Origin of the sequence: Bradyrhizobium sp. dw_411, from assembly GCF_018449695.1 — a bacterium.
GTDB lineage: Bacteria > Pseudomonadota > Alphaproteobacteria > Rhizobiales > Xanthobacteraceae > Bradyrhizobium.
Genome location: NZ_JAAVUY010000008.1, coordinates 52,168 through 72,861, shown reverse-complemented (window position 1 = coordinate 72,861; position 20,694 = coordinate 52,168). Strand labels below are relative to the sequence as shown.

The 20,694-nt window shown below is 60.7% G+C and carries 20 protein-coding genes; 8 read left to right on the top strand and 12 right to left on the bottom strand.

The features are described from left to right. Positions 1-7: 7 nt before the first annotated feature. From HB676_RS15375 to HB676_RS15365, 3 genes are all read right to left on the bottom strand, one after another. Positions 8-2,059, bottom strand: coding sequence for a pyridoxamine 5'-phosphate oxidase family protein (locus tag HB676_RS15375; protein WP_213738677.1), 2,052 nt, complete (start codon positions 2,057-2,059; stop codon positions 8-10). 62 nt (positions 2,060-2,121) lie between these two features. Next, positions 2,122-2,748 carry a glutathione S-transferase gene (locus HB676_RS15370; RefSeq protein WP_213738676.1) on the bottom strand — a complete coding sequence of 209 codons (627 nt, stop codon included), beginning with the start codon at positions 2,746-2,748 and terminating at the stop codon, positions 2,122-2,124. Positions 2,749-3,022: 274 nt separating this feature from the next. After that, positions 3,023-4,102 carry a LacI family DNA-binding transcriptional regulator gene (locus HB676_RS15365; RefSeq protein WP_213738675.1) on the bottom strand — a complete coding sequence of 360 codons (1,080 nt, stop codon included), beginning with the start codon at positions 4,100-4,102 and terminating at the stop codon, positions 3,023-3,025. Between the two features lie 224 nt (positions 4,103-4,326). Here HB676_RS15365 and HB676_RS15360 point away from each other — a divergent pair, with 224 nt between their 5' ends. Both HB676_RS15360 and HB676_RS15355 read left to right on the top strand, forming a co-directional pair. After that, positions 4,327-4,821 (top strand): flavin reductase family protein, encoded by a 495-nt coding sequence (locus tag HB676_RS15360; RefSeq protein WP_213738674.1) that lies wholly within the window; start codon positions 4,327-4,329, stop codon positions 4,819-4,821. Beyond that, positions 4,818-5,312, top strand: coding sequence for a flavin reductase (locus HB676_RS15355; protein WP_213738673.1), 495 nt, complete (start codon positions 4,818-4,820; stop codon positions 5,310-5,312). Before HB676_RS15360 ends, HB676_RS15355 begins: the two co-directional genes overlap by 4 nt. Positions 5,313-5,342: 30 nt before the next feature. Here HB676_RS15355 and HB676_RS15350 read toward each other — a convergent pair whose 3' ends face one another. Further along, positions 5,343-6,683: an NtaA/DmoA family FMN-dependent monooxygenase gene (locus HB676_RS15350; RefSeq protein WP_213738672.1), complete on the bottom strand. Its 1,341-nt coding sequence runs from the start codon at positions 6,681-6,683 to the stop codon at positions 5,343-5,345. A 314-nt stretch (positions 6,684-6,997) separates the two neighbouring features. Here HB676_RS15350 and HB676_RS15345 point away from each other — a divergent pair, with 314 nt between their 5' ends. From HB676_RS15345 to HB676_RS15325, 5 genes are read left to right on the top strand one after another with little or no spacing between them, the layout of a single operon-like run. Next, complete coding sequence (locus HB676_RS15345) at positions 6,998-7,882, top strand: branched-chain amino acid ABC transporter permease (protein ID WP_213738671.1); 885 nt, start codon at positions 6,998-7,000, stop codon at positions 7,880-7,882. Between the two features lie 4 nt (positions 7,883-7,886). Beyond that, entirely contained in the window at positions 7,887-8,864 is a 978-nt protein-coding gene (locus HB676_RS15340) for a branched-chain amino acid ABC transporter permease (RefSeq protein WP_213738670.1), read from the top strand. Positions 8,865-8,866: 2 nt separating this feature from the next. Continuing rightward, complete coding sequence (locus HB676_RS15335; protein ID WP_249780262.1) at positions 8,867-9,688, top strand: ABC transporter ATP-binding protein; 822 nt, start codon at positions 8,867-8,869, stop codon at positions 9,686-9,688. Continuing rightward, the gene (locus tag HB676_RS15330; protein WP_213738669.1) at positions 9,675-10,427 is read left to right on the top strand and encodes an ABC transporter ATP-binding protein; all 753 of its coding nucleotides are present in this window, start codon (positions 9,675-9,677) and stop codon (positions 10,425-10,427) included. Before HB676_RS15335 ends, HB676_RS15330 begins: the two co-directional genes overlap by 14 nt. Before the next feature lie 28 nt (positions 10,428-10,455). Further along, the gene (locus HB676_RS15325; protein ID WP_213738668.1) at positions 10,456-11,598 is read left to right on the top strand and encodes an ABC transporter substrate-binding protein; all 1,143 of its coding nucleotides are present in this window, start codon (positions 10,456-10,458) and stop codon (positions 11,596-11,598) included. A 27-nt stretch (positions 11,599-11,625) separates the two neighbouring features. On the opposite strand, the gene HB676_RS15320 is transcribed toward HB676_RS15325, so the two are convergent. From HB676_RS15320 to HB676_RS15285, 8 genes are all read right to left on the bottom strand, one after another. Next, positions 11,626-11,916 (bottom strand): BrnA antitoxin family protein, encoded by a 291-nt coding sequence (locus HB676_RS15320; RefSeq protein WP_213738667.1) that lies wholly within the window; start codon positions 11,914-11,916, stop codon positions 11,626-11,628. After that, positions 11,903-12,163, bottom strand: coding sequence for a BrnT family toxin (locus HB676_RS15315; RefSeq protein WP_213738666.1), 261 nt, complete (start codon positions 12,161-12,163; stop codon positions 11,903-11,905). Before HB676_RS15315 ends, HB676_RS15320 begins: the two co-directional genes overlap by 14 nt. Positions 12,164-12,287: 124 nt before the next feature. Beyond that, positions 12,288-13,040 (bottom strand): HAD family acid phosphatase, encoded by a 753-nt coding sequence (locus HB676_RS15310; protein WP_213738665.1) that lies wholly within the window; start codon positions 13,038-13,040, stop codon positions 12,288-12,290. A gap of 84 nt (positions 13,041-13,124) precedes the next feature. Then, complete coding sequence (locus tag HB676_RS15305) at positions 13,125-15,059, bottom strand: GMC family oxidoreductase (protein WP_213738664.1); 1,935 nt, start codon at positions 15,057-15,059, stop codon at positions 13,125-13,127. Between the two features lie 42 nt (positions 15,060-15,101). Continuing rightward, positions 15,102-15,821 (bottom strand): hypothetical protein, encoded by a 720-nt coding sequence (locus tag HB676_RS15300; RefSeq protein WP_213738663.1) that lies wholly within the window; start codon positions 15,819-15,821, stop codon positions 15,102-15,104. Positions 15,822-15,883: 62 nt separating this feature from the next. Beyond that, positions 15,884-17,470, bottom strand: coding sequence for a hypothetical protein (locus HB676_RS15295; protein ID WP_213738662.1), 1,587 nt, complete (start codon positions 17,468-17,470; stop codon positions 15,884-15,886). Positions 17,471-17,803: 333 nt separating this feature from the next. Continuing rightward, positions 17,804-18,871: a helix-turn-helix domain-containing protein gene (locus HB676_RS15290; protein WP_213738661.1), complete on the bottom strand. Its 1,068-nt coding sequence runs from the start codon at positions 18,869-18,871 to the stop codon at positions 17,804-17,806. A gap of 119 nt (positions 18,872-18,990) precedes the next feature. After that, positions 18,991-19,995, bottom strand: a complete 1,005-nt coding sequence (locus HB676_RS15285; protein WP_213738660.1) for a transporter — start codon at positions 19,993-19,995, stop codon at positions 18,991-18,993. Positions 19,996-20,442: 447 nt separating this feature from the next. Here HB676_RS15285 and HB676_RS15280 point away from each other — a divergent pair, with 447 nt between their 5' ends. Then, positions 20,443-20,694 (top strand): hypothetical protein, encoded by a 252-nt coding sequence (locus tag HB676_RS15280; protein WP_213738659.1) that lies wholly within the window; start codon positions 20,443-20,445, stop codon positions 20,692-20,694.

Genomic DNA, 20,694 nt, shown 5'->3' with positions numbered 1-20,694 from the left:
GCTTGGTTTAGACTGCCAGATGCAGCGCGGAGTCCTCTCCCGCTGTTTGGCCGGGGACCGCGCAGCACAGCAGTGCTTCGTCTTCGGACACGGGAAACGACGGCTCAGACGGATAGGCGACGGCGCCTTTGAGGATTTTCACCGCGCAACTTCCGCAGTTGCCGCTGCGGCATCCGTAAGCGGGCGATAGTCCGCGCTCTTCCGCCAGTTCCAGCAGCGTGCCGGTGCCGGGGTGCCAGCGGGTCTCCTTGCCGGACTCGGCGAAAATAACGCGGGTCGGCTCCGTCGCGGGGATGTTGCCGGAAGCCGGGCGCACTCTGTCCGTGCTTCGCCGCAGCGAACTCGGTCCGAAGGCTTCGGCATGGATGCGCGCGTCGGCGGTGCCCAATTGGCGCAAGCCGTCATAGATGCCTTGCGTAAACGACGGCGGGCCACACAGATAGAAATCATAGTCGTCGAACGGCAGCACGCGTTTCAAAAGCGCGACGTCGATGCGTCCGACGTGATCGGCGTCTTTGCCAGCGACCGCGTTGGGATCGCTGAGCACGCTCTGATATCTGGCATGCCCGTTGGATGCGCCGATGATGTCAGCGATCTCCTCGCGGAAGGCCAATTCGCTGGACTGACGAGCCGATTGAAACAGCCAGATTTTCCGGATGTGCCGTGTGCGAGCGTTCTCATCCACAACGTGGCGCAGCATCGCCAGCATGGGCGTGATGCCGACACCCGCCGCGAGCAGGACCGCGGGGCGATCTTGTTTCGCGTCGATCGTGAAGGCGCCGGCGGGGGCGCGCACCTCGACGGTGTCCCCGATCTTCAGTTGATGCAGGTGATTCGATACCGCACCGTCCCGCTTGACGCTGATGCGGTATTTATTTTGCGAGGGCGCCATCGAGAGGGTGTACGTCCTTATCAGCGGCGCATCGCCGCTCACGGGCCTCACACGGATCGGAATATGCTGGCCGGCCTGGTGACGCATGATGCCCACGCCGTCGGCCGGCTCGAATTCGAGGGAGCGGATCGCTGGCGTCTCGTCCTTGATATCGGCGACGCGAAAGGTCCGCCAATTTTTCGATAATGTCTCCGCTTGCAGGCGCTGTTGCGCCGCGCTCCAATCGCCCGTCATCAGCGAATGCGGCGAGGCACCCGTGCCTTCCGACCAGCGCAGCGGCAGCGCTTCCGGGCGGAAAATCACCCGCCGCGGCTTGAACTGCCACAGCCGTTCCGCGCCGTGAAACGCCGCGATCTCGGGCGAATCGAGAATGACTTTGGCGTCGCCGGTGAGCTGCAGTTCGTCGCCGGTCGCGAAATCGACAAACACGAGTCCCGCCCGGGGATTGACCAGGAAATTCCCGAGCGTGTTGAAAAACAGATTGCCGTTGAAATCCGGAATCGTGAGCGTGTTGTCTTCGTCGATCCGCACAAATCCCGGCCTGCCGCCGCGATGGGAGACGTCGACCTGCCGCGTGCCGTCCTCGGCGTCGACATAGGAGGCGACGAAAAAAGTGTCGGCCTGCGCGATCATCGCGCGGGCATGCGCGTCCAGCGACGACGATATTTGAGGCGGCGAGTTCGCCGGCACGTCGGTGTCGCGCGTGAATTCGGGATTGCGATTGTGAATATATCGCGGGCAATTGCCAAAGCTCTGGACCACCTCGATCGAAAATCCCGTGGCGCCGTTACGCCGGACCATGCCGTTCAGCCGGTTGCGTCGCCGCGTCGAGAGGTCGATGCCCAGCGCGCCGATGGAGTCGCCGTCGTTCATGCCGATATCTGCGGGATCGTTCACATCGCGGCCGAGATCAAACGATAACGTCTTGGTATCGGGCGAGCTGAGGAAACCCGGCCGGCCGGCGCGCAACGTTGCCCATGCGTCGCCGGCGGGATCGACCGTACCCAGCGCGATAAACGGCAGCAGCGGATAGAATTCGCGGTGCTGGTCGAGCAGGAAATTGCGCAGGTTGTTTCGGCCGAGCGTATCCATCCGGTCCGCGACGCCAAGACTGCGCTGGATCGTGAGTTCGCCGCTATGCCACGGTGACTTGCTGGCTTGTAACATCACGTCGTCTCCGCATCGCAGGCGAACGACGGATGCCGTTCGCCCGGATGCATGCAGTTCTCTCAGGCAGCTATTCTGGGTTTCGAGGCCGGCATCGGCTTGAAGTGCGGAAGCGCCTCGACATTTCCTAGCCACGTGCGCACCGACGGATACGGCGCAAGGTCGATACCGCCCTCGGGCGCGTGCGCCACATAGGCGTAACAAGCGAGATCCGCGATCGTCGGTCCGTCACCGACAAGATAGGTCCGGCCTTTAAGATGCGCGTCCATGAAGTCGAGCAGACGCTTTGAGGTCTGACCGATCGTGTCGGGATGACCGGGGCGGCCGAACACCGCCATCAATCGCGCCGAGTTCGGTCCGCTGGCTAGTTCGCCGGCCGCGATCGATAACCAGCGCTGGATTTGCGAGGCGGTCACCGCATCGTCCGGAAACCACGACGATCCGGGTGCATATTTCCTGATCAGGTACACCATGATCGCGACGCTGTCGGCGACAATGACATCGTCGTCCTCGAGCACCGGGATTTGCCGCAGCGGATTCAGTTTCAGGAACGCTTCCGACGCCCGCTGTTCCGGCGACAGCGCGATGAACTCATAGGGGATGTCGAGCATCCGCAGCAGGAGCTCAACCCGGTGGCAATGGCCCGAAAGCGGCGATCCGTATAATTTAAGTTGCTGAACTTGCGTCATTTTTCCTCACAGCGTTGAATTACGCTGCGAGTATATTGTTGCGGTTGTAAGTTTAAATGGCTCTTGTTGAAAGATACTATTTCATTATTTGGAATTATGCGCTGTAACCCAAGCAACCGTCATTCCGGGGTGATGCGAAGCATCGAGCTACGATGTGCAATTGCACATCGGAGAATCTCGAGATTCCGGGTCTGGTCCTTCGGACCATCCCGGAATGACGGTGAGCATAATGAGCAGTCTTGTCGCGGCTGATCGCTCGCAGCGATCACCGCCTTCACCGCCGCGACGCCTTTCCGACGCGCACAGGCGCACGCCGATTCATCGTCGATGAGCGCGTGATCAGGGATCCCGGGATCATGCGGGTGGTGGGCCCGGATTTCATGCCGCGCGGCTCCGCCAGATCGAGCACATCGACTGCGGCCTTCGCCATCTCGCGGATCGGTTGGCGGATCGTGGTCAGGCTGTAGCTCGGCAGCGCGGCCATCGGCACATCGTCATAGCCGACAATCGATATGTCCTCTGGCACGCTTATGCCGAGTTCGCGCGCGGCGTCGATGCCGCCGATGGCCATCACATCGCAGGCAAAGAACAGTGCATCCGGGTGCCCGGCGCGGCGCAGCAGCCGCTTGGTCGCGGCATAGCCGGCTTCATAGCTGAAGTCGCCGCCTTCTTCCTGTATGCAGGAATTCATCTTGAGTTGCTTCAGACGAGACACGAAGCCGTTGCGCCGATCGCGGTTGGTGGTGGCGTCGCGCTCGCCCGAGATAAAGGCCGGGCGCTCATGGCCTGTGGCGACGAGAAAATCCGCGACCTGGCGCGCGCCGGCAATGTTGTCGCTCGATACCGCGTGGATCTGCAGTCCCGGCACATAGCGGTTGAACGACACCACCGGCGTGTCGCGCGCCGCGCAGATGCGGGCCATCGCGGATGAAATCGTCGCGGACGTCAGCACGATCGCGTCGACCTGGTACTGCAGCAGGTTCGGCATGATATCGTCGACATCCTGGCCGGGCGACGGCACGAACAGCAGCGTCTGAAAACCGCGCGACTGAACCTGCTGCACCAGTTCGTCCAGCACCACCGGATAGAACGGGTCCACCAGATTGGCCATCACGATCGCGACCATGTTGGTGCGCCGCGTGATCAGGCTGCGCGCGATGACGTTCGGCTGATAGCCGAGCTTGTTAGCGGCCTTGATGACTTTCAGCTTCATCTCGTCCGAAATGCTGGCGGTCATCGAGAAAGCGCGTGAAATCGTCGATTGGGAAACCCCCAATGTCCGCGCGACATCCTCGGCGGTGACGTGGGTTCCGGCCTTCGTTACTGCGGCCTTGGTAATCGATCGTCTCGCCATCGTGTGCTGGTCTCTGGGAAGGTGCCCGGCAGGCAAAAGGTAGAAAATACAGGAGATGCTACCTCCATTATAGAGCCATAGCGACGCGATGCACTGCCTAAACCTTTTGCAGGATGGTCTGCATACGCATGCAATTTAGTCTTGTCTGGCGGCCGTCGCCGTCCCAAGTTCGGCGCAAGGTTGATGGTTGCTGAAAAGCGCTGTCGAAAAAGGGTGAAATGATCATGCCTGACGAGCCTGGAACGATCGATGGCAAGCAGTTCTGGCAGGCGATTAGCCAGCGCGCGACCGGCAGCACCATCGTCACGGCGCGCTCGGAGAGCGGCCCGGCCGGCTTGTTGGGCCTGTCGGCCACGCATCTATGCGCTGATCCGCCGACCATGCTGGTATCGGTCGACAAGCGCACCTCGGCGCTGGCGATTATCCTCGAGGCCCGGCATTTTGCCATCAATTATCTGCCGTCAGGGCAAAAGGCGCTGGCGGAGATCTTCGGCGGCAAATCGGACCTGAAGGGCGCGGACCGTTTCTCGACGGCATCGTGGATCAAGCTGGCGACAGGCGCGCCTGTTCTTGCGGATGCGATCGGCGCGATCGATTGCGAACTGGTCGAGACCATCGAGCGCTACAACGTGGTCATCATTCTGGGACGGGTCGTCGCGACATCGGGCGATCCGCAGGCCACGCCATTGGTGCATTTTCGCGGCGGATTTCTGCCGTGATCGATGGCGCTCTGTTCAAACGCGGGATGCGGCGGCTGGCGGCCGGCGTATCGATCATCACCACGATCGAGCAGTCCATTCCGCAGGGCCTGGTCGCCACATCGGTCTGCTCGGTCTGCGTCGAGCCGGAGCCTTCGCTGCTGGTTTGCGTCAATCTCAACTCAAGCTGTCATGACGCCATCAGCCGCACCGGCATCTTCTGCGTCAATCTCCTGAGTTCCGGGGATGTCGAACTGGCGCGGCGGTTCAGCTCGTCCGAATCGCGTGATCGGCGTTTCGAGGAAACTCCCTGGCAGCCGCTGTTCACCGGCGCGCCGGCACTGTCGGCCACGCTGGCGAGCTTCGATTGCGAAATCACGCAGGTGATCCCGGTGCATTCGCATACTATCTTCATCGGCGCGGTTCGCGATGTCAGGCTGTGGCAGTCGGATGTCGATGCGCTCTTGTATATCGACGGCCAATATGGCGTGCTCGCCTCCAGCGTGGCCTGAGAGGCGAGCCGGCCAACGCCCGTTGAAGAATCAGGCAGACAGATTCTCGCGCAACGTCTTGCCTTCGTAGGATTTGCGGTACCGTCCGCGGCGCTTCAATTCCGGCACCAGCTGATCGATGATATTGAGCATGATCGCGCGGGGCGCGGATTGTGAAACCGACAGCATGAACCCGCCGCGGCTGCCGGTGGCTTCGAACATTTCCTCCATCTGATCGGCCAGTTGAGTGGCGGTTCCCGCGAAGGTGATGTTGTGGCCGGTCGCAGCGCTGAGGCCATGGCGGAAGAACTCTTCGCGGGTGATCTCCGCGGTCTCGCCGTGCTGTTTGGCCAGCAGGCTGACGAAGCCGACCGGGGAGGCGTTCGCGGCGACGATGCGTTCCTGCAGCTCTCTCAGGGAAAATTTCGGAGGAAGCAGCGACATATCGTAGCCGGTATTATGGGATAGCCAGGCACCGACCGCTTCGACCGGAACATCGGCGATCATGCTTTCGCGAAGCGCGTCGGCCTCGGCTTTGGTTTCGCCGACGACAGCCCGGCTCGACCAGAGAATTCCGACCTTCTCCGGGTCCCGGCCTTCCGCGACCAGCGCCTTGTCGAGATCGCTGCGCTGCTGCGCCATCAGCGGAACCGTCTTGGTCAAACCAAATACGTGATCGGCGACATGGGCGGCGGCGCGGGTGCCGCGCGGCGAACCGCCGGCCTGCAGAATCACCGGATGCACCTGCGGCGAGGGGATCACGCTGAGTGGACCCGCGACCTTGAAGAACTTGCCGACGTGATTGATCGCCTTCACCTTGGTGGGATCGGCGACCATGCCGGTCTTGCGATCCCAGATGAAGGCATCCGGGGCCACGCTGTCCCAGAGCCGGCGGCAGACGTCGATGAACTCCTCGAGGCGTTCATAGCGCTCATTATGGTCGACCAGCTCGTCATAACCGTAATTGGCGAAATCGGCGCGGCGCTGCGAGGTGATGACATTGAAGGCGATGCGGCCGTTGGTGATGTGATCGAGCGAGTTGAGCAGCCGGGCGGTATAGAACGGATGCATGAAGGTCGAGGCATAGGTGAGACCGAAGCCGAGATGGCTGGTGACCCGCGACATCGCGGTGATCCAGGGGCTCATCTCGAAGCGGGGCCAGGCGACGCCGTAACTGACGGCATCCTCGATCGAATCCTTCCAGGTGCTCGGGATTCCCGTACTGTCGCCGAAGAAGATCATGTCGAGACCGCCGCGTTCGGCTTGGCGAGCGGCTTCCTCGAACAGGCCGATATTGGGGTGATGCTGATCGACCCAGGAGCCGGGGAGCCGCCACTGGGTTTCCACCGTGGTCCAGGACATGTCGAAAGCCAGTTGAATTCTTTTTTTCATGCGTTCACTCCGGGCGGTAACATTCGTACGGGATCGATTGGGCTTCCTTGCACGCTTGATGCCAAGCGCGCGGCGTCGGTTCTCCAAAATGGCTTCGAATTCCCTGGCGCATTTGGAAGCGTCTCAAAACATTGGCATATCTGCATACGTATGCAAGCATGCCGGAAAAATTTTACGGCGTGGGCGAAATGATACGGCGAAAAGCCTGATATAAGCTGCACAAAACATAGGCCTATTGCCCTTGCATTCGCATGCAATTTGATCTTGCTGCTTTGTGCGGCACAGCGTTAGCTCTTGTGAAGAGAAGGCGCGCGATGACAATCGATCAACTCGTTCAGACCACGCTCGGCGGCCTCGCGATCGGGTGCATCTACAGCCTGATTGCGCTGGGCATCTCGATGATTATCCGCGCCACCGACATCCTCCACTTCGCGCAAGGCGAAATGCTGATGATCGGCTCGATGGCCGGCCTCAGTTCCTTCTGGCTGCAGGGCATGCCGTTCTGGCTGGTGCTGCTGGCGGGTGTTCTCGGCGGCGGACTGGTTTCGATGCTGGTCGAGGTCGTGGTTTACCGCACGCTGCGCCTGCGCCGGGTCTCGGCGATCAACATCATGATCGCGACGCTTGGCGTCTCGATCGTGCTGCAGAACGTCGCGCGCCTGGTCTGGGGTTCCGAACCGTTGCGCTATCCGACGCTGTTCGCATCCGGCGGCGTGAAGTTCGCCGGCTTCACCGTGTCGCCGCAACTGATCTGGATCGTGCTCCTAAGCGGGTTGATCATGGGCGTGCTGATCCTGTTCTTTCGGTTCACCCGGCTTGGCATCGCGATGCAGGCGGCGGCACAGGACCCGGATGTTGCGCAACTGATGGGCATCAGCGTCGACCGCACGACAACCTATACGTTTGCAATTTCGGGCATGATGGCTGGCGCCGCGGGTGTGCTGCTCGGCTCGCTGTTCTTTGCTTCGTTCAACATGGGCTTCCTGACCGGCATCAAGGCGTTCGTCGCGGCGACGCTGGGCGGCCTCGGCAGCATCGCCGGCGCGATGATCGGCGGGCTGATATTCGGACTGATCGAAACGTTCTCGGGCACACTGATTTCGACCGCCTACAAGGACGCGGTCGGCATGGTGGTGCTGATCGCGATCCTGCTTTTCATGCCGACGGGGCTTCTGACCCGCGGCGGCCGAGAAGTGTGACCCCATGCGTTCATCGCTGATAGCCAGATTAGGCGTCGCGTTACTCCTCGCCGCGGTTCCGCTGCTGCAGTCGAATGCCTATTGGGTGCATATTTTCAGCCTGGCGCTGATCGGCGTCATTCTTGCTTTCTCCCAGCAATTGCTGGTGGGCATGGCGGGCATCGTGTCGCTGGGGCAGGGCGCGTTTTACGGCATCGGCGCCTACACGGCCGCGTCGCTTGCGATCTCCTTTCATGTCCCGTTCGTGCTGGCGATCGTGGCCGGCGGATTGCTGGCGGGCCTGTCCAGCCTGCTGCTGATTCCGATCGTGCGCCTGAAGGGCTCGAGCCTCGCGGTGGCGACGTTGGGATTTGCGATCATCGTTCACCTCGTGATGCTCAACGAGGACTGGCTGACCGGCGGCAGCATCGGGATGATCGACATTCCGGCGCCGACGCTGTTTGGATTTTCGCTGGGCGGTGAAAAAGCGCTGTATTATATCTGCCTGATCACCGCGGCGGCGGTGTTCCTGGCCTTCGACCGGATCGCCCATTCGCGCTTCGGCCGGGCGCTGACCGCGATTTCACAGGACGAGGAAGCGGCGCGCGCCAGCGGCATCAATATTGCCGTCTACAAGAGCAAATGCTTCCTGGTCGCGGCCATTGCGTCCGGCATTGCCGGCGGTCTTTACGCGTTTCATTCGCGCTATCTTAATCCGAACGATTTCGACTTTCAGAAATCGATCGACATCCTGATCATGGTGGTGATCGGCGGCATCCGCAGCCTGCCCGGGGCGGCGCTGGGCGCAGCGATCGTGGTGTTGATCCCGGAACTGCTGCGCGCCTCCGGCGAATTCCGGCTGCTGCTGTTCGGCGTGATGGTCATCGTATTCGCGGGTGCTGGCAGCAAGGGCCTGAGCGGCATTCTCGTCGATCTCGTCAAATATATCGCGCAGCACGGGCAGCGCTGGCTTTTGCAGAAACCCTGGACCGCGAGGCTGTAGAATTGAGCACCCTGTTGGACATCAGCGGGTTGTCACGGCGCTTCGGCGGCTTGGTTGCCGTCGGCGATGTCGGCATGGAGGTGGCGGCGGGCTCGGTGCACGGATTGATCGGCCCCAATGGCGCCGGCAAGACCACGATGCTCAATCTGATCTCGGGCCATCTCGCCTCCAGCGCCGGGAAAATTCAGTTCGATGGCAGTGACATCACGCGCTGGCCGGTCGATCGTCGTGCGCGCTTTGGCATTCGGCGGACCTTCCAGAACCTGAGGCTGTTCCGCGAGATGACCGTGCTCGAAAACATCATGGTCGGGATGCACGGGCAGACCCATTGCGAGATCTGGCACGCACTGCTGCGTTCGCCGCAGCAGCAGGCGGAGGAAACCGCGATTACCGAGCGCGCCCGCGAGGCGCTCGACTTTGTCGGCCTCGCGCATCTGGCTGACATGCAGGCCGGTGCGCTGCCTTATGGATCGCAACGCCTGGTCGAGATCGCGCGCGCCATCGTCGCGCGGCCGAAGCTGCTGCTGCTCGATGAGCCCGCCGCCGGCCTCAATGGCGCCGAGAGCCAGCGAATGGTCGACCTGATCAGGATGATCCGCGCTTCTGGCGTGACGGTCCTGCTGGTCGAGCACCACATGGATGTCGTGATGCCGTCCTGCGACTGCATCACGGTGCTGAATTACGGAAGGCGCCTGGCCAACGGCAGTCCCGCCGAAATTCGCGCGCATCCGGAAGTGATCAAGGCCTATCTCGGCGGCCGTCTCAAGCGCCGCGCCAAACCCACTCAAAGCTCGCAACCGGAAGCCGCCCATGCTTCGCCTTAGCAATGTCAGCGCCGGTTACGGCGCGGTGACGGCCTTGCGCAAGGTCGATATCTCGCTTGAAGCCGGCGAGGTGGTGGCGCTGATCGGCTCCAATGGCGCGGGCAAATCGACGGCGCTGCGCACGATTTCGGGGCTGATACGCCCGACCGCCGGCACCATCGAGTTTCAGGGCGAGGTCATCACGAACCTTTCACCGGAACAGATCGTGGCACGTGGGATCGTGCATGTGCCGGAAGGTCGCCGGGTGTTTCCGCGCCTCTCGGTGCAGCAGAATCTGACGGTCGGGGCGTTTTCGCCGCGCGCGCATGGCAAGGAAAAGGCGACGCGCGAACGCGTGTTCGAGCTGTTTCCGCGGCTGTACGAGCGCCGGCGGCAATTGGCGGGATCGCTCAGCGGCGGCGAACAGCAGATGCTGGCATTCGGGCGCGCGATGATGGCGCAGCCGGTGCTGTTGATGCTGGACGAGCCTTCGCTCGGCCTCGCGCCGATCGTGGTCGAGGAAATCGCCAATGCGATCGACTATTTCCGCGAAAGCGGCGTTACCATCCTGCTGGTCGAACAGAATGCCGAACTGGCGCTGTCGCTGGCGACGCGCGGCTATGTCATCGAAACCGGCTCGATCGTGCTTTCCGATTCCAGCGATCGCCTGCTTGAGAACCCCAAGGTGTGGGCGAGTTATCTGGGTGAACAGGAGTGGGAGTTCGCCGATGGCGATCCTGCTCAAGCCGCGAATACGTGAACAGGTCCCGAACCAAAAGGAGATGAAAATGCGCTTTCGAACTTTGAGCGGCGTCTGTGTCGCCGCCCTGATGATCGCGGCTTCGGTTCAGATCGCAGCCGCCGACACGATCAAGATCGGCGTGTTCGGTCCCATGAGCGGCGACGCCGCCGCGATGGGCTCCGCCGAAAAAGATTCGGTCAATCTCGCGGTTGCGGAAAAGAACGCTGCCGGCGGCATTCGCGGCGAGAAGATCGAGCCGGTGTTCGCCGATGATAATGGCAAGCCCGAGGAGGCCGTCAATGTGATCAAACGGCTGATTTCGCGCGATGAAGTGCTGATCAATGTGGGCAGCATCTCCAGCCCCGCTAGTCTCGCGTCTTCGCAGGTGAGCCGCCAGTCCGAGACGCCGCAGATCGTGGTCGCCGGCACCGCGCAGCGCATCACGACGCAGGGCAATAAATGGGTGTTCCGCTCGCCGGTGCCTGACACCAAACTGGTCGCCGACCTCGTGGACTTCATCCACGAGAAATTTCCCAAGGTAACCAAATTCGCCTTCCTCTACGTCAATGACGATTTCGGCCGCGGCGGCTTCGAGGCTTTCAAGCTGGCGGGCTCAAAATATAACTTCGATATCGTCGCCGAGGAGCGCTACACCCGTGGCGATATCGATTTCACCGCGCAGCTCGGCCGCATCAAGGCGAGCCCGGCGCAGGCGATGGTGGAATGGTCGCGCTACACCGAAGCTGCTCTGGTCGCCAAGCAATACGCCCAGAGCGGATTGAACCTGATCCGGTTCGGTTCGGACGGCATCGCCACGCCGAAATTCGTCGAACTCGGCGGCGCCGCGACCGATGGCATTTACTTCACCACGCATTTCAGTGTGGCGACAGCGGCCGATATCCCGGCGGCCAAGGCCTTCATCGCCAAATTCCAGAAAGCCTATGGCAGGGTGCCGGACGCCTATGCGGCCGAAGCCTATGATTCCATCACCATGGCGATCATGGCGGTCGAAGCCGCCGGCAAGTCCGATCGTGCGGCGGTGCGCGATGCACTCGCCAAGATCAGCTTCGAGAGTACCCGCGGTCCCTTCAGGTTCGACGAGAAGGGCGATCCGCTCTTGACCACGCATGTGGTCAAGATCGTGGACGGCAAGGAAACCAACGCGCGCAATATACCGGTGCAGAACTGAAGGATTCGACTTCCGTCGCGTTTCCGATCAAGAGGCCTTGCGTTTGACAGCCTTACGCAAGGTCTCATCGATCCGCGACTGCCAGCCGGCCCCTGTCGATTTGAAGTGTTCAATCACCTCAGGGCTAAGTCGCAACGACACCAGCTTTTTTGTCGGAGATTTATTCGGACCGCGTCCCTTTCGAATCGAGGCGGCGAGATCGGGAAAAACTTCCGCGAACGGCTTCGCACGAGCAAAATCCGCTTTCGTCAGTTCCGGATTGTCACTGACATCGCGCAAATTCTTTTTGCTGTAGCCAGTTTTTTTAGCGTTCGGCATAGAGCTTCCTTTCATTCCGGCTTGCGGGCCGCATGCTGATGACGCTCACACCCTCACGTCCGAGCCGGGCAAATACGACAACGATAACGCCGCGGATATTGATGCCGACAGCTACCCAACGCTTGCTGGCGTTATGGGACGGAATCACCAGGGCATTGTCGAAGAACGTTTCGTTGAGATCGGCGAAGTCCAAGCCATGCTTTATGAGGTTGGCGAGGCGCTTGGGCTCATCCCATACGATCTTCATAATTTATTTGTAGCTACGATTTACGAAATAGTCAAGTAAACTGTAGTTACAAAATGCGCTGCCGTTGCGCTAACGGCTCGCCCGGTGCGTGAACGAATTGAAACACCGGGCCGCTGCCGCCATCTCACGGAATGAAATAAAACGGGTTGGGCACCTTGAAGGTGCAGCCGCCGTGGCCGCCGTCGATGTCGCTGATCTGGTCGCCGATGTTGGCGAGGATGGTGTAGCCCTCCGGCTCTCTCTCGACCGCGATGCGCTCGTCCATCTTGTACGCCTGCACGGTCCGGGTGTCCCGGTCGGGCCGCGTTCGAAGCTCGGTCCATCCGTCAAACCCGGCATGCTCGAGATTGATGACGGTCGCGTCGCGCTGGCTGTCGGGGCGGCCGGTGATGAAGATCACCCCGACGCCGATGAGCTTCGCCGCCTTGAACAGTTTCAAGGCCGGCCCGATCGCTTCGGCGCTCGACTTGAAAATCCATTGATTGAAGCCGCACGGGCCCGCCGGCAGCACGTCGCAGGTGCCGCCCGCGACGAAACCAAAATCGTCGGCCGCCAGATTCGGCCAGTTGGTCAGCGACGTCTCGTCGATATCGAGCACAATCACAGGCCGCTTCGACTGGGCCGCGTTCTGTTCCATGAATTTCTGCGCTGAATCGAACACCGCCGCGACATCGTCATTATAAAACTTCGCGTGATAATCGAGCAGCAGAGGCTTGATGGTGCCGATATTGAGCGGCCCCGGCGGGACGGCGGGAAGGTGATCAGCCGCCGGCACCGGGCAGGTGCCGCCGGCACCGGCGGGACCCGGCCCCAGCAACAGCGCGGCGACGGCGCAGGTGGCGATCAGCGGTTTTCGGAACCAGTCAGTGCGCGTCATATCCTTCTCCGCCCGTGATGCCGTGGGAGGCGTTGATACAATTCGTCGACTTGCCGTCGGAACATGATCGCCGTACGAACGCCCCTAGCCGTGCGACTTGAGGTCGACGGCGATGCTGTCGGCGGTCCGCATCGCCAGCGCCGAGAGCGTCAGCGTCGGATTGGCTGTGCCGCCGGTTGGAAATGTGCCGCTGCCGACCAGATACAGATTGTTGTGATCGTGCGTGCGCTGGAACGAATCGACCACCGACGTCCTGGGATTGTCGCCCATCCGGTAGGTGCCCATGATGTGGCCGGCGCCGCCATAGGCGAGTTGGACCGGCTTGCCGTCGATCACTTCGTCGAATCCGGTGGGATCGCCCGCGGCCCGCACGGTAAAATCCTTTGCGCCCAATTTGTTGAAGATCAAATTCTTCATCTTGAATGCGGCGACGATGCCCTGCTTGGTATAGTCGGAAATATCGTAGGAAATCTCCGGACGCAGCAGTCCCAGCGCATCGGTGAATTTCGCCGATAGCGTCACCCGGTTGTTGGGATCGGGCGTCTGCTCGACCAGGAATCCGATTCGAAGCTGGCGGGTGATCAGGTCATTCAGTTTGTGGGCTAGATCCGGGCCGAGCAATGCGCTGTTGCTCCTGATCTGGCTGAAATCCTGCACATTGAGGCCGCTCGAGTTCATGCCGTTGACGAAATCCACCGTCGTGACGTGTGGGTCGGCGCCGTTCGCGCCGCCCGCGATCACATAATTCCAGCCCTCATTGCCGATATCGACCCGGAAGGCCGCACGCTTGGCGCGGAACGGGCCGTCGCAGAGGTCGCCGATGCCCGAGGTGATCAGCGGGCCGCGATAGGGGAACACCGGCTTGGCATTCGGCGGCAGCAGCGCCCAGGCCACGTAATAAGGATGATCCATCAGATTGCGGCCGACCATGTCGCTGCTGTTGGCGACCCCCCTGGCAGTGCGGCCGTTGTTCTTCGACATCAGCAACAGCCGCGGCGTTTCGATTGCATTGGCGGCGATGACAAAGATCCTGGCCTTGACGCAGCTTTCGCCGGTTTTGGGTCCGGCTTCGTCCTGATAGGTGATAAATTTGATTTCGCTGATGCGATCGTTCGTGACGACGATCTCGCTGGCGACCGCGTGATCGATCAGCCGCGCGCCCCGGTTGGTGGCTTCGTTCAGCGTGATGGTCGGGTCATATTTGGCCTGGATCGGACAGATCGGAATGCAGTTGGTATTGCCGGCGCAGGCGCGGCGATTTCGGTACGGCTGCGAATTGCGCGCCGCCGGCAGGCTTCTCACCTTGACCTCGGTGACCGGCTTTCCCATTTCGAGGAACTTTGTCTCGTTCTCGTTCAATTGCGCCAGCGCGTCGCCGATTCGCTGATCGAGCAGCGAAGGCGGAATCTTCGGCATCGGGTAACTGTAGCCCTTGGGAAAATCGATCCCGAGAAAGCTCTGCTCCTTTACGTCGGCCGAAACACCGAGCTCGGCTTCGGCCCGGGCGTAAATCGGACTCAGGGATTGCGAGGTGATGGCTTTCGGCCAATCCGGGAGCGGAAAGTTCGGCTGGTTCTTGCCGTAGCTCGATTTCATCGTGAAATCCGACGGCACGAACCGCAGCGAAGTGCCGAGCCAATGAGACGTGCCGCCGGCAACGCGCTCATAGGTGCTGGTGAAAGGCTTCGGCCCTTTCTGAACGAGATAGCTTTGTTCGGGCTTTTGCCAGGTGTCCGCGCCGAGGCTGAGCACCGTCGGTCTGCCGGCCGCCACGTGTAAGGGATCAATCAGGTCCTTGTCGGTGTCGTTCTGCTTCAACTTGGGAGGAAACGGACTCTCCGGCACCTTGGCGGAAGCGTTGTAGAAGGTCTTCATGTAGTCGTTGATATTCGGCGGAACGCCGGCCCCGGCTTCCAGGATAACGACACTGATACCCTTCTGGCTCAATTCATTGGCGATGATCGCGCCGGCAAAACCGGACCCGACGATTGCGACATCGCATGTGATGCACTCGGCCATGACTAGCTCCTAAAATGACTGGCTCCTAAATTGACGGGCTCCTCAGGGAATCGTTTGCGTGATGACGCCGACATTCGACCGGTCAGCCGGATCGTTCGGATCGTCCGGTTCGCGGGACCAGTAGCCGAACTGCAAATTGCTGTAGCCCATCGGATGGGCCCGCGCGATTTGCCAGACCAGCCCTTGCGTATAGCCCGTCGCGGAGACGACTTCGGAAGGGATGAAGGCTGCGGTTCCCGGCGCGGCGTTGCCTTGCAACAGCTTTGGATCGTACCAGGAGCCGAGGTACCACATCAAAACGATGCTGCGCGCCAGGAATTTGGTATCGTCCGCGGCGTTCACGCCGGCGATGATATCCTGCGGCGATTGGTCGTGATCCCTGGCGATCTGCAGCAATTTGCCGAATGTCGCGGCGTCCTTGTTATTCACAAACGCGAAGTAGTTGTTCTTGACCTGGATCGGGTCGACGCCGGGATCGGAGTCCAGGAAACTGGTTTTGTTTTGTGTGAATTCCGGCGCCAGCACCGCGAGGCGAACGCCTGTGAGCGCGGACGAAAGTGCGAGAAACGCCATCATGTCTTTTTTCGAATTGATGTCTGCGCCCTGTGCGTGGGCGGTGCCGGCGATCGGACCGACGGCGGCCACCGCCGTCGCCGCGGCGGTTCCGGCGAGCAGTGTGCGCCGGGATACATCACCGGCCTGTTCAGGACTGGTCGCGTTTGATGTGGCTGAACTGCGCTCGTGATACGTTGACGTGCTCATGACGATCTCCTCAGCGATTCCCTTGGCGATTCCTGTTCAATTCGGCCTTGTGAAACTCGGGCCTACTGCGCCTTTTCCAGGATGAAAGTGAAATCCGACTGGTTGAGACGCATTTGCCCCAGTCTTTGATTGGATGCGCCGGTCTGGAAGCTCACCGCATTGCCGTGACAGGCGATGCAGCTCGATGAAGCCAGCGGGATATTTCCCTGGCTGTAGGTTTCCAATGTGGAGTTGGCGAAGAACGTCGGTGCCGGCGAGCAGGTCATGTCCGGCTGCTTGACGAAATCGGTCTTGGGCGCCGGTGTGCCGAAATTGGCGGAATGAAGCGATGTGCATCCAAAGTTGCTCGGCCATTGCGTGCTGAGCAGGATGTAATGCTCCCACACCGTGCCCTTGATGATGTCGTGAAAGATCGCGTTCATGTGCCTGGCCGCATCGGTCAGCGGGGTCTCGCGAACGATCTGGCTCTTGAACGAGTCGTCCTTTCGGAATTTGAGCTGCAGCGCCGGATCGGGATCCCATGGTCGCGGCGGCGTGGCGTTCGCGGCCGGGCAATCCTTGCAACTGATGCTGAAGAAATTGTAGGGGCCGTTGAATGCCTTGGCCGCGACTTCATCCTTGTCCGGCACATTCTTCTCGTGTTCGAACGAGGTCCATATCCATTGCGGGCGGCTCGTGGTCTTATGTACGGCATGATAGCCGATCAGCCCCAGGGTCTCCGGCAGGCACGGCCGCTTTACCTTCGGATCGCCCGGCGGCATCAACACCAGCGCTTTCACCATGTGGAAGTTCTTCGCGTCGATCTCCTGCGGCACCAGAATCTTCCAGGACACCTTGAGCATGAAGGCGCCAAGAGCACTGCTGGCATTGTCGCCGGGCGGGAAATCGACGACCAGATTGGCCGCGCTCATCTGCCCGGCCTTGGTGTTGAGATGATGCAGCATGATGTAGTCGAACATCTGCCGGTTCATCAGGATGTCGAAGATGGCGTAATGTCCCTGCTGGTCGATCAAGGGGCCGGTCTTGAACGGCTCGTTGAAACTCTCCTCGATCATCTTGACGATCATCCGGTCCGGCATCTGCTGATGCAGCGCGCGGCACTCCTCCGGGATCAGCCGCTCGCGTTCGGCTGCCATTCCCGCCTTGTCGGCCGGCCATTTCGGCGGCTGCATGTTGGCGGGCAGCATGACATCGAGCAGTTGCTTGAAATTATCCATCGCCTCCCAACGCGTCGGCGTGTCGGGCTGCGAATGATCAATGGTAGTCGTGCCATCGGCGGGTGAATTCAGCGCCAGGAATGTGCGCCACGAATAGAAATCGAAGGTGCGCTGCAAATTATCCAGCCCGATATCCTCAAGTCCGCTCGGGACGGCTCTGTCCTGGCAGGGTAGATCGAGCGACAGGATATTGGCTTTGTCTGTTTCGCTCACCGGGATGATCCCCGGGGGAAGCTCCGGGCCGGCGAGCTTGCCCTTGAACGGATCCGTCAGGGGGACGGGATCGCATTTCAGGCTCGGCGTGAGCGGTGTTATTTTCGGAGGGGGCGATGCGGCCGGCGTTTGCGCCAGTGCCGGGGTCGGCATATCAGCCAGCACCATCAGGCTGATTGCAGTTGTGAGTCCAAGGGCGAACAGATTGACATCGCGCATGATCGTTATCCCGTTTCGGGTGCCAGCGGAATCTGCAGCTCATCAATAAGGGGCTTGGTGAATCCAGATTGCGATCTGTTTCACAAAGCGAGCAAAAAATTTATCTCGGTAATATTCGGGTAAATACCAAAGCGACGATTTTAGACTGAATTAGAACTTACAACTATAAATTGTCAATTGGAAAACCCGGCGCTGCGCAGGCGGCTCCTGAATACGACAGTCGTGCGTACTATTGCCGTAGCCAGGCCGATCCGGACGGATCATTTTCAATTCCGGATGAATACGCTCACAACAGTACGGTCTGATTTGCAACCAAAGCGAGTATTCTTGACGTCAAGGCTGCTCTGGAGCGCCGATGTGGGTGAGGGCCTGCCGCCACTCCGGCCTGATCTCTGCGCTATCGGGAAGCGCGCGCTGAATTTGCGGGCTATCGCCGCACCGGGGCGTCGGGCGGTCGAATCCCGCCAGGGTCCGGGACGGGGATTCGTCGAACAGCGACCGGTAGTAGCCGGAAAACCTGCCGAGATTCAGGAAGCCTTGCTGCATCGCCACATCTGCGATCGTTGTCGTCGCCGGATCGCTGGCGCGCAAGATTGAATGGACAGAACACAGCCGCCGGCAGCGCAGAAAGGCGACCGGCCCGATGCCAACAGCCTCATAGAAAGCGCGGTGCAGCGTCCGGCGAGACACGTGAACCTCCCTGCACAGTTCGGAAATGTGGACCGGTTTCGATCCGGCCGCTTCAATGTAGTCCTCGACCTTGCGCACGATCCGCTTTGCCGACAGCAGGGGTCCATCGAGCTCCGACGGCGTGCTGGCGAGAATTGTCGTCGTCATTGTCCCGATGATCGATTGCTTCCAGAATTCGGCGGCGTCGGCATTCCATTTCACGTCAGGAGCCGCGAGGCGCGCGATAATGTCACGCAGGCGACGAATGACATACTCGCCGCCATGCTTCTCGGCGCGGAAATGCCGCTTCGGCCAAGTGCCGAGCTCCCGTAGCCGTGGCTCGGTCGCAAAGGCCGCGTCGATGTCGGCCTGATCGAGCGAAATGACGGCATAGGACGCGCCGCTATAGAACCGTGCATCGTGATCGACGCCCGCCGGCATGACCAGGACATCCGCGGGACGCGTTTCGTAGGACCATTGCGTCACGCGTCCGGTTGCGCCCGTCAGCACGGCGATCGTGACCCGATCGTCGCTCAACACGCCCCTGGCCCGCAGGCCGATGGAAAACGCGCCGGCTGCGACCGGTAAACCCCCGACCGACATATGGGTGAGATGTCCGCGCAGGCGTCCGCGCTCGAGCTGCACGGTCTCGATGTGCGCGCCGCGAATCGAATCGTCGATTTCCTCAAAACTGTCGATGCTGCGCGTTTGCACCGAAATATGTTCGCTCATCGAACAGACCCCCCCGTGATGCGGTCACTTCGGCAGAGTTGTGAGAACGGGCGATGGTCCGGTATCTAGCGAGATGCCCTCACAACGACGTCGAGCTGCGGGTATTTTTTTAATGTCTCCTAGAATTTTGTCTTGATCGGCTTGTCGGGCATAGGCTGGCTGCTGGCGTCGATCGCCAGCGGTAGCGACACGGTAAAATAGCTCACGGTGCCTTCCTGGCGGTTCACTGCGTCAAATTCCCTGAAGACCTTGATGCGTGTCGAGATCGGCAGCTTGCCGGCCTCGAACGTGTAGCCGAGCGATCCGCCGAGCGCGACGACGCGTCCCTCGAAAGGGCCGAGCGTGGCGCCGGACCCGCTGTCGGGCGTGAATTGCTGATAGTAGTAACCGACGAGACCAATGGTGAATTGCTTGGTGATGTATTTGGTCGCGGCCCATTCGAGGTGGAATTCGTCGCCGGTCGTGTAGTTGGTGGCGGTATTGGTCTGATTGAGGGTCACGCCCACCGCAGCCGAGAGGTCCCAGCCGATGCGGGGGTCAAGCCAGGTGAAGGTGCTGAACACATCGATCGCGGGCCGGTTCAAAGATGCGTTGGACAATTGACCGGGGACATAGGTGCCGGACGGAATGATCCCGCCGACGCCAACCTGCCAGTGAAAATTGCCGGCATGCCAGCCGATAAACGAATTCAGAAAGAAATCGCTGACGTTGGTCTGGTCGTCGGTGGCGCTGACGCCGATCGGCCCGAACCGCGGCGAGTTCACCAGCAGACTGGCATTGATGCGCGGCGCACCGAACGGCGTGGTCAGGGACACGCCGACATCGCCGCCGAATACTTTGGCAGGGGTTATCCAGAGCGTGGTCGGCAGGTTGAGCCAGGTCTGCGAAGAGAGGTTTGCGACCAGCAATCCCCCGGTCGGCAGCGAGCGTCCGCCGCTGAGCTTGCCGTCATAGAAATACGTGTCGTCCTGGAAGTAGAGGCCGGGGGGCGGCGTGATGCCGGCGCCCGGACCGCGCGAACCCAGCAGGTAATCGCCGATGCCGCCTTCGGCCGCGAGCGCAACTCCTCCGGGCGACAAAAATATCGCACCGGCGACAAGGGCTGCATTCACACCATGACGCATCGTCGATCTTCCCTAAGGAAGCGATCACACGCAAATCGCAATCAACAGCCCAGCCAGTCTAGCCACAACTTTGAGGCGACACCAACCCGTTTTGTCCCCTGCGGCAAAATGCGCGCGATGTTGTTGCTGCAAAACATCTTTTCGATTTCCAAAATCGGTATCGAAGTATTTGTGTCGAATTGCGAGCGCAAGGATTTTCCGGATCGATCTATTGATCGATTGAAGACATCGTCCGTTACGGCTCACAATTGTGGCAAAGCAGGTCATGCAGATTGGCACAAACTGCACATCACATCGGCGCCGAGTTGGTCTACGATCCGACATCCCTGACGTTCGCGCGCACAGCGTCGGGACTTAGCTATCGCGCGCCCTGAGAATGTTTGCACGCTTACCGCGACGCAACATCGCATCGTACAGCTCTGTTTCTGCGTCAAAAGGAGCATAATCATGCCGATCACCACGCTGAAGGTTTTAGCGAGCGTCCTGCAACTGCATGGGCCTGGCGCCTCGCTTCAGAGCGATCATCAAGGGATCAACGCGTTGCTGAGCGATCTGCGCGGACAAGATGACGCAATAACGCAGGTCTATTTCCGGCGCGGCGGATTTGTGCGCGGCGGATATGGCGGCGGCTTTCGCAAAGCCGGGTATTATGGCGGCGGCGGCGGATTCCGCAGGGGAGGCTTCGTCCGGGCGTATTAG

Coding starts and splice junctions, on each gene's coding strand:
- HB676_RS15365 (WP_213738675.1), bottom strand. CDS start 4,102: ATGGCGAGACGATCGATTACCAAGGCCGCAGTAACGAAGGCCGGAACC.
- HB676_RS15280 (WP_213738659.1), top strand. CDS start 20,443: ATGCCGATCACCACGCTGAAGGTTTTAGCGAGCGTCCTGCAACTGCAT.
- HB676_RS15375 (WP_213738677.1), bottom strand. CDS start 2,059: ATGTTACAAGCCAGCAAGTCACCGTGGCATAGCGGCGAACTCACGATC.
- HB676_RS15370 (WP_213738676.1), bottom strand. CDS start 2,748: ATGACGCAAGTTCAGCAACTTAAATTATACGGATCGCCGCTTTCGGGC.
- HB676_RS15315 (WP_213738666.1), bottom strand. CDS start 12,163: ATGAAGATCGTATGGGATGAGCCCAAGCGCCTCGCCAACCTCATAAAG.
- HB676_RS15295 (WP_213738662.1), bottom strand. CDS start 17,470: ATGCGCGATGTCAATCTGTTCGCCCTTGGACTCACAACTGCAATCAGC.
- HB676_RS15310 (WP_213738665.1), bottom strand. CDS start 13,040: ATGACGCGCACTGACTGGTTCCGAAAACCGCTGATCGCCACCTGCGCC.
- HB676_RS15350 (WP_213738672.1), bottom strand. CDS start 6,683: ATGAAAAAAAGAATTCAACTGGCTTTCGACATGTCCTGGACCACGGTG.
- HB676_RS15360 (WP_213738674.1), top strand. CDS start 4,327: ATGCCTGACGAGCCTGGAACGATCGATGGCAAGCAGTTCTGGCAGGCG.
- HB676_RS15300 (WP_213738663.1), bottom strand. CDS start 15,821: ATGAGCACGTCAACGTATCACGAGCGCAGTTCAGCCACATCAAACGCG.
- HB676_RS15325 (WP_213738668.1), top strand. CDS start 10,456: ATGCGCTTTCGAACTTTGAGCGGCGTCTGTGTCGCCGCCCTGATGATC.
- HB676_RS15305 (WP_213738664.1), bottom strand. CDS start 15,059: ATGGCCGAGTGCATCACATGCGATGTCGCAATCGTCGGGTCCGGTTTT.
- HB676_RS15340 (WP_213738670.1), top strand. CDS start 7,887: ATGCGTTCATCGCTGATAGCCAGATTAGGCGTCGCGTTACTCCTCGCC.
- HB676_RS15345 (WP_213738671.1), top strand. CDS start 6,998: ATGACAATCGATCAACTCGTTCAGACCACGCTCGGCGGCCTCGCGATC.
- HB676_RS15330 (WP_213738669.1), top strand. CDS start 9,675: ATGCTTCGCCTTAGCAATGTCAGCGCCGGTTACGGCGCGGTGACGGCC.
- HB676_RS15320 (WP_213738667.1), bottom strand. CDS start 11,916: ATGCCGAACGCTAAAAAAACTGGCTACAGCAAAAAGAATTTGCGCGAT.
- HB676_RS15285 (WP_213738660.1), bottom strand. CDS start 19,995: ATGCGTCATGGTGTGAATGCAGCCCTTGTCGCCGGTGCGATATTTTTG.
- HB676_RS15290 (WP_213738661.1), bottom strand. CDS start 18,871: ATGAGCGAACATATTTCGGTGCAAACGCGCAGCATCGACAGTTTTGAG.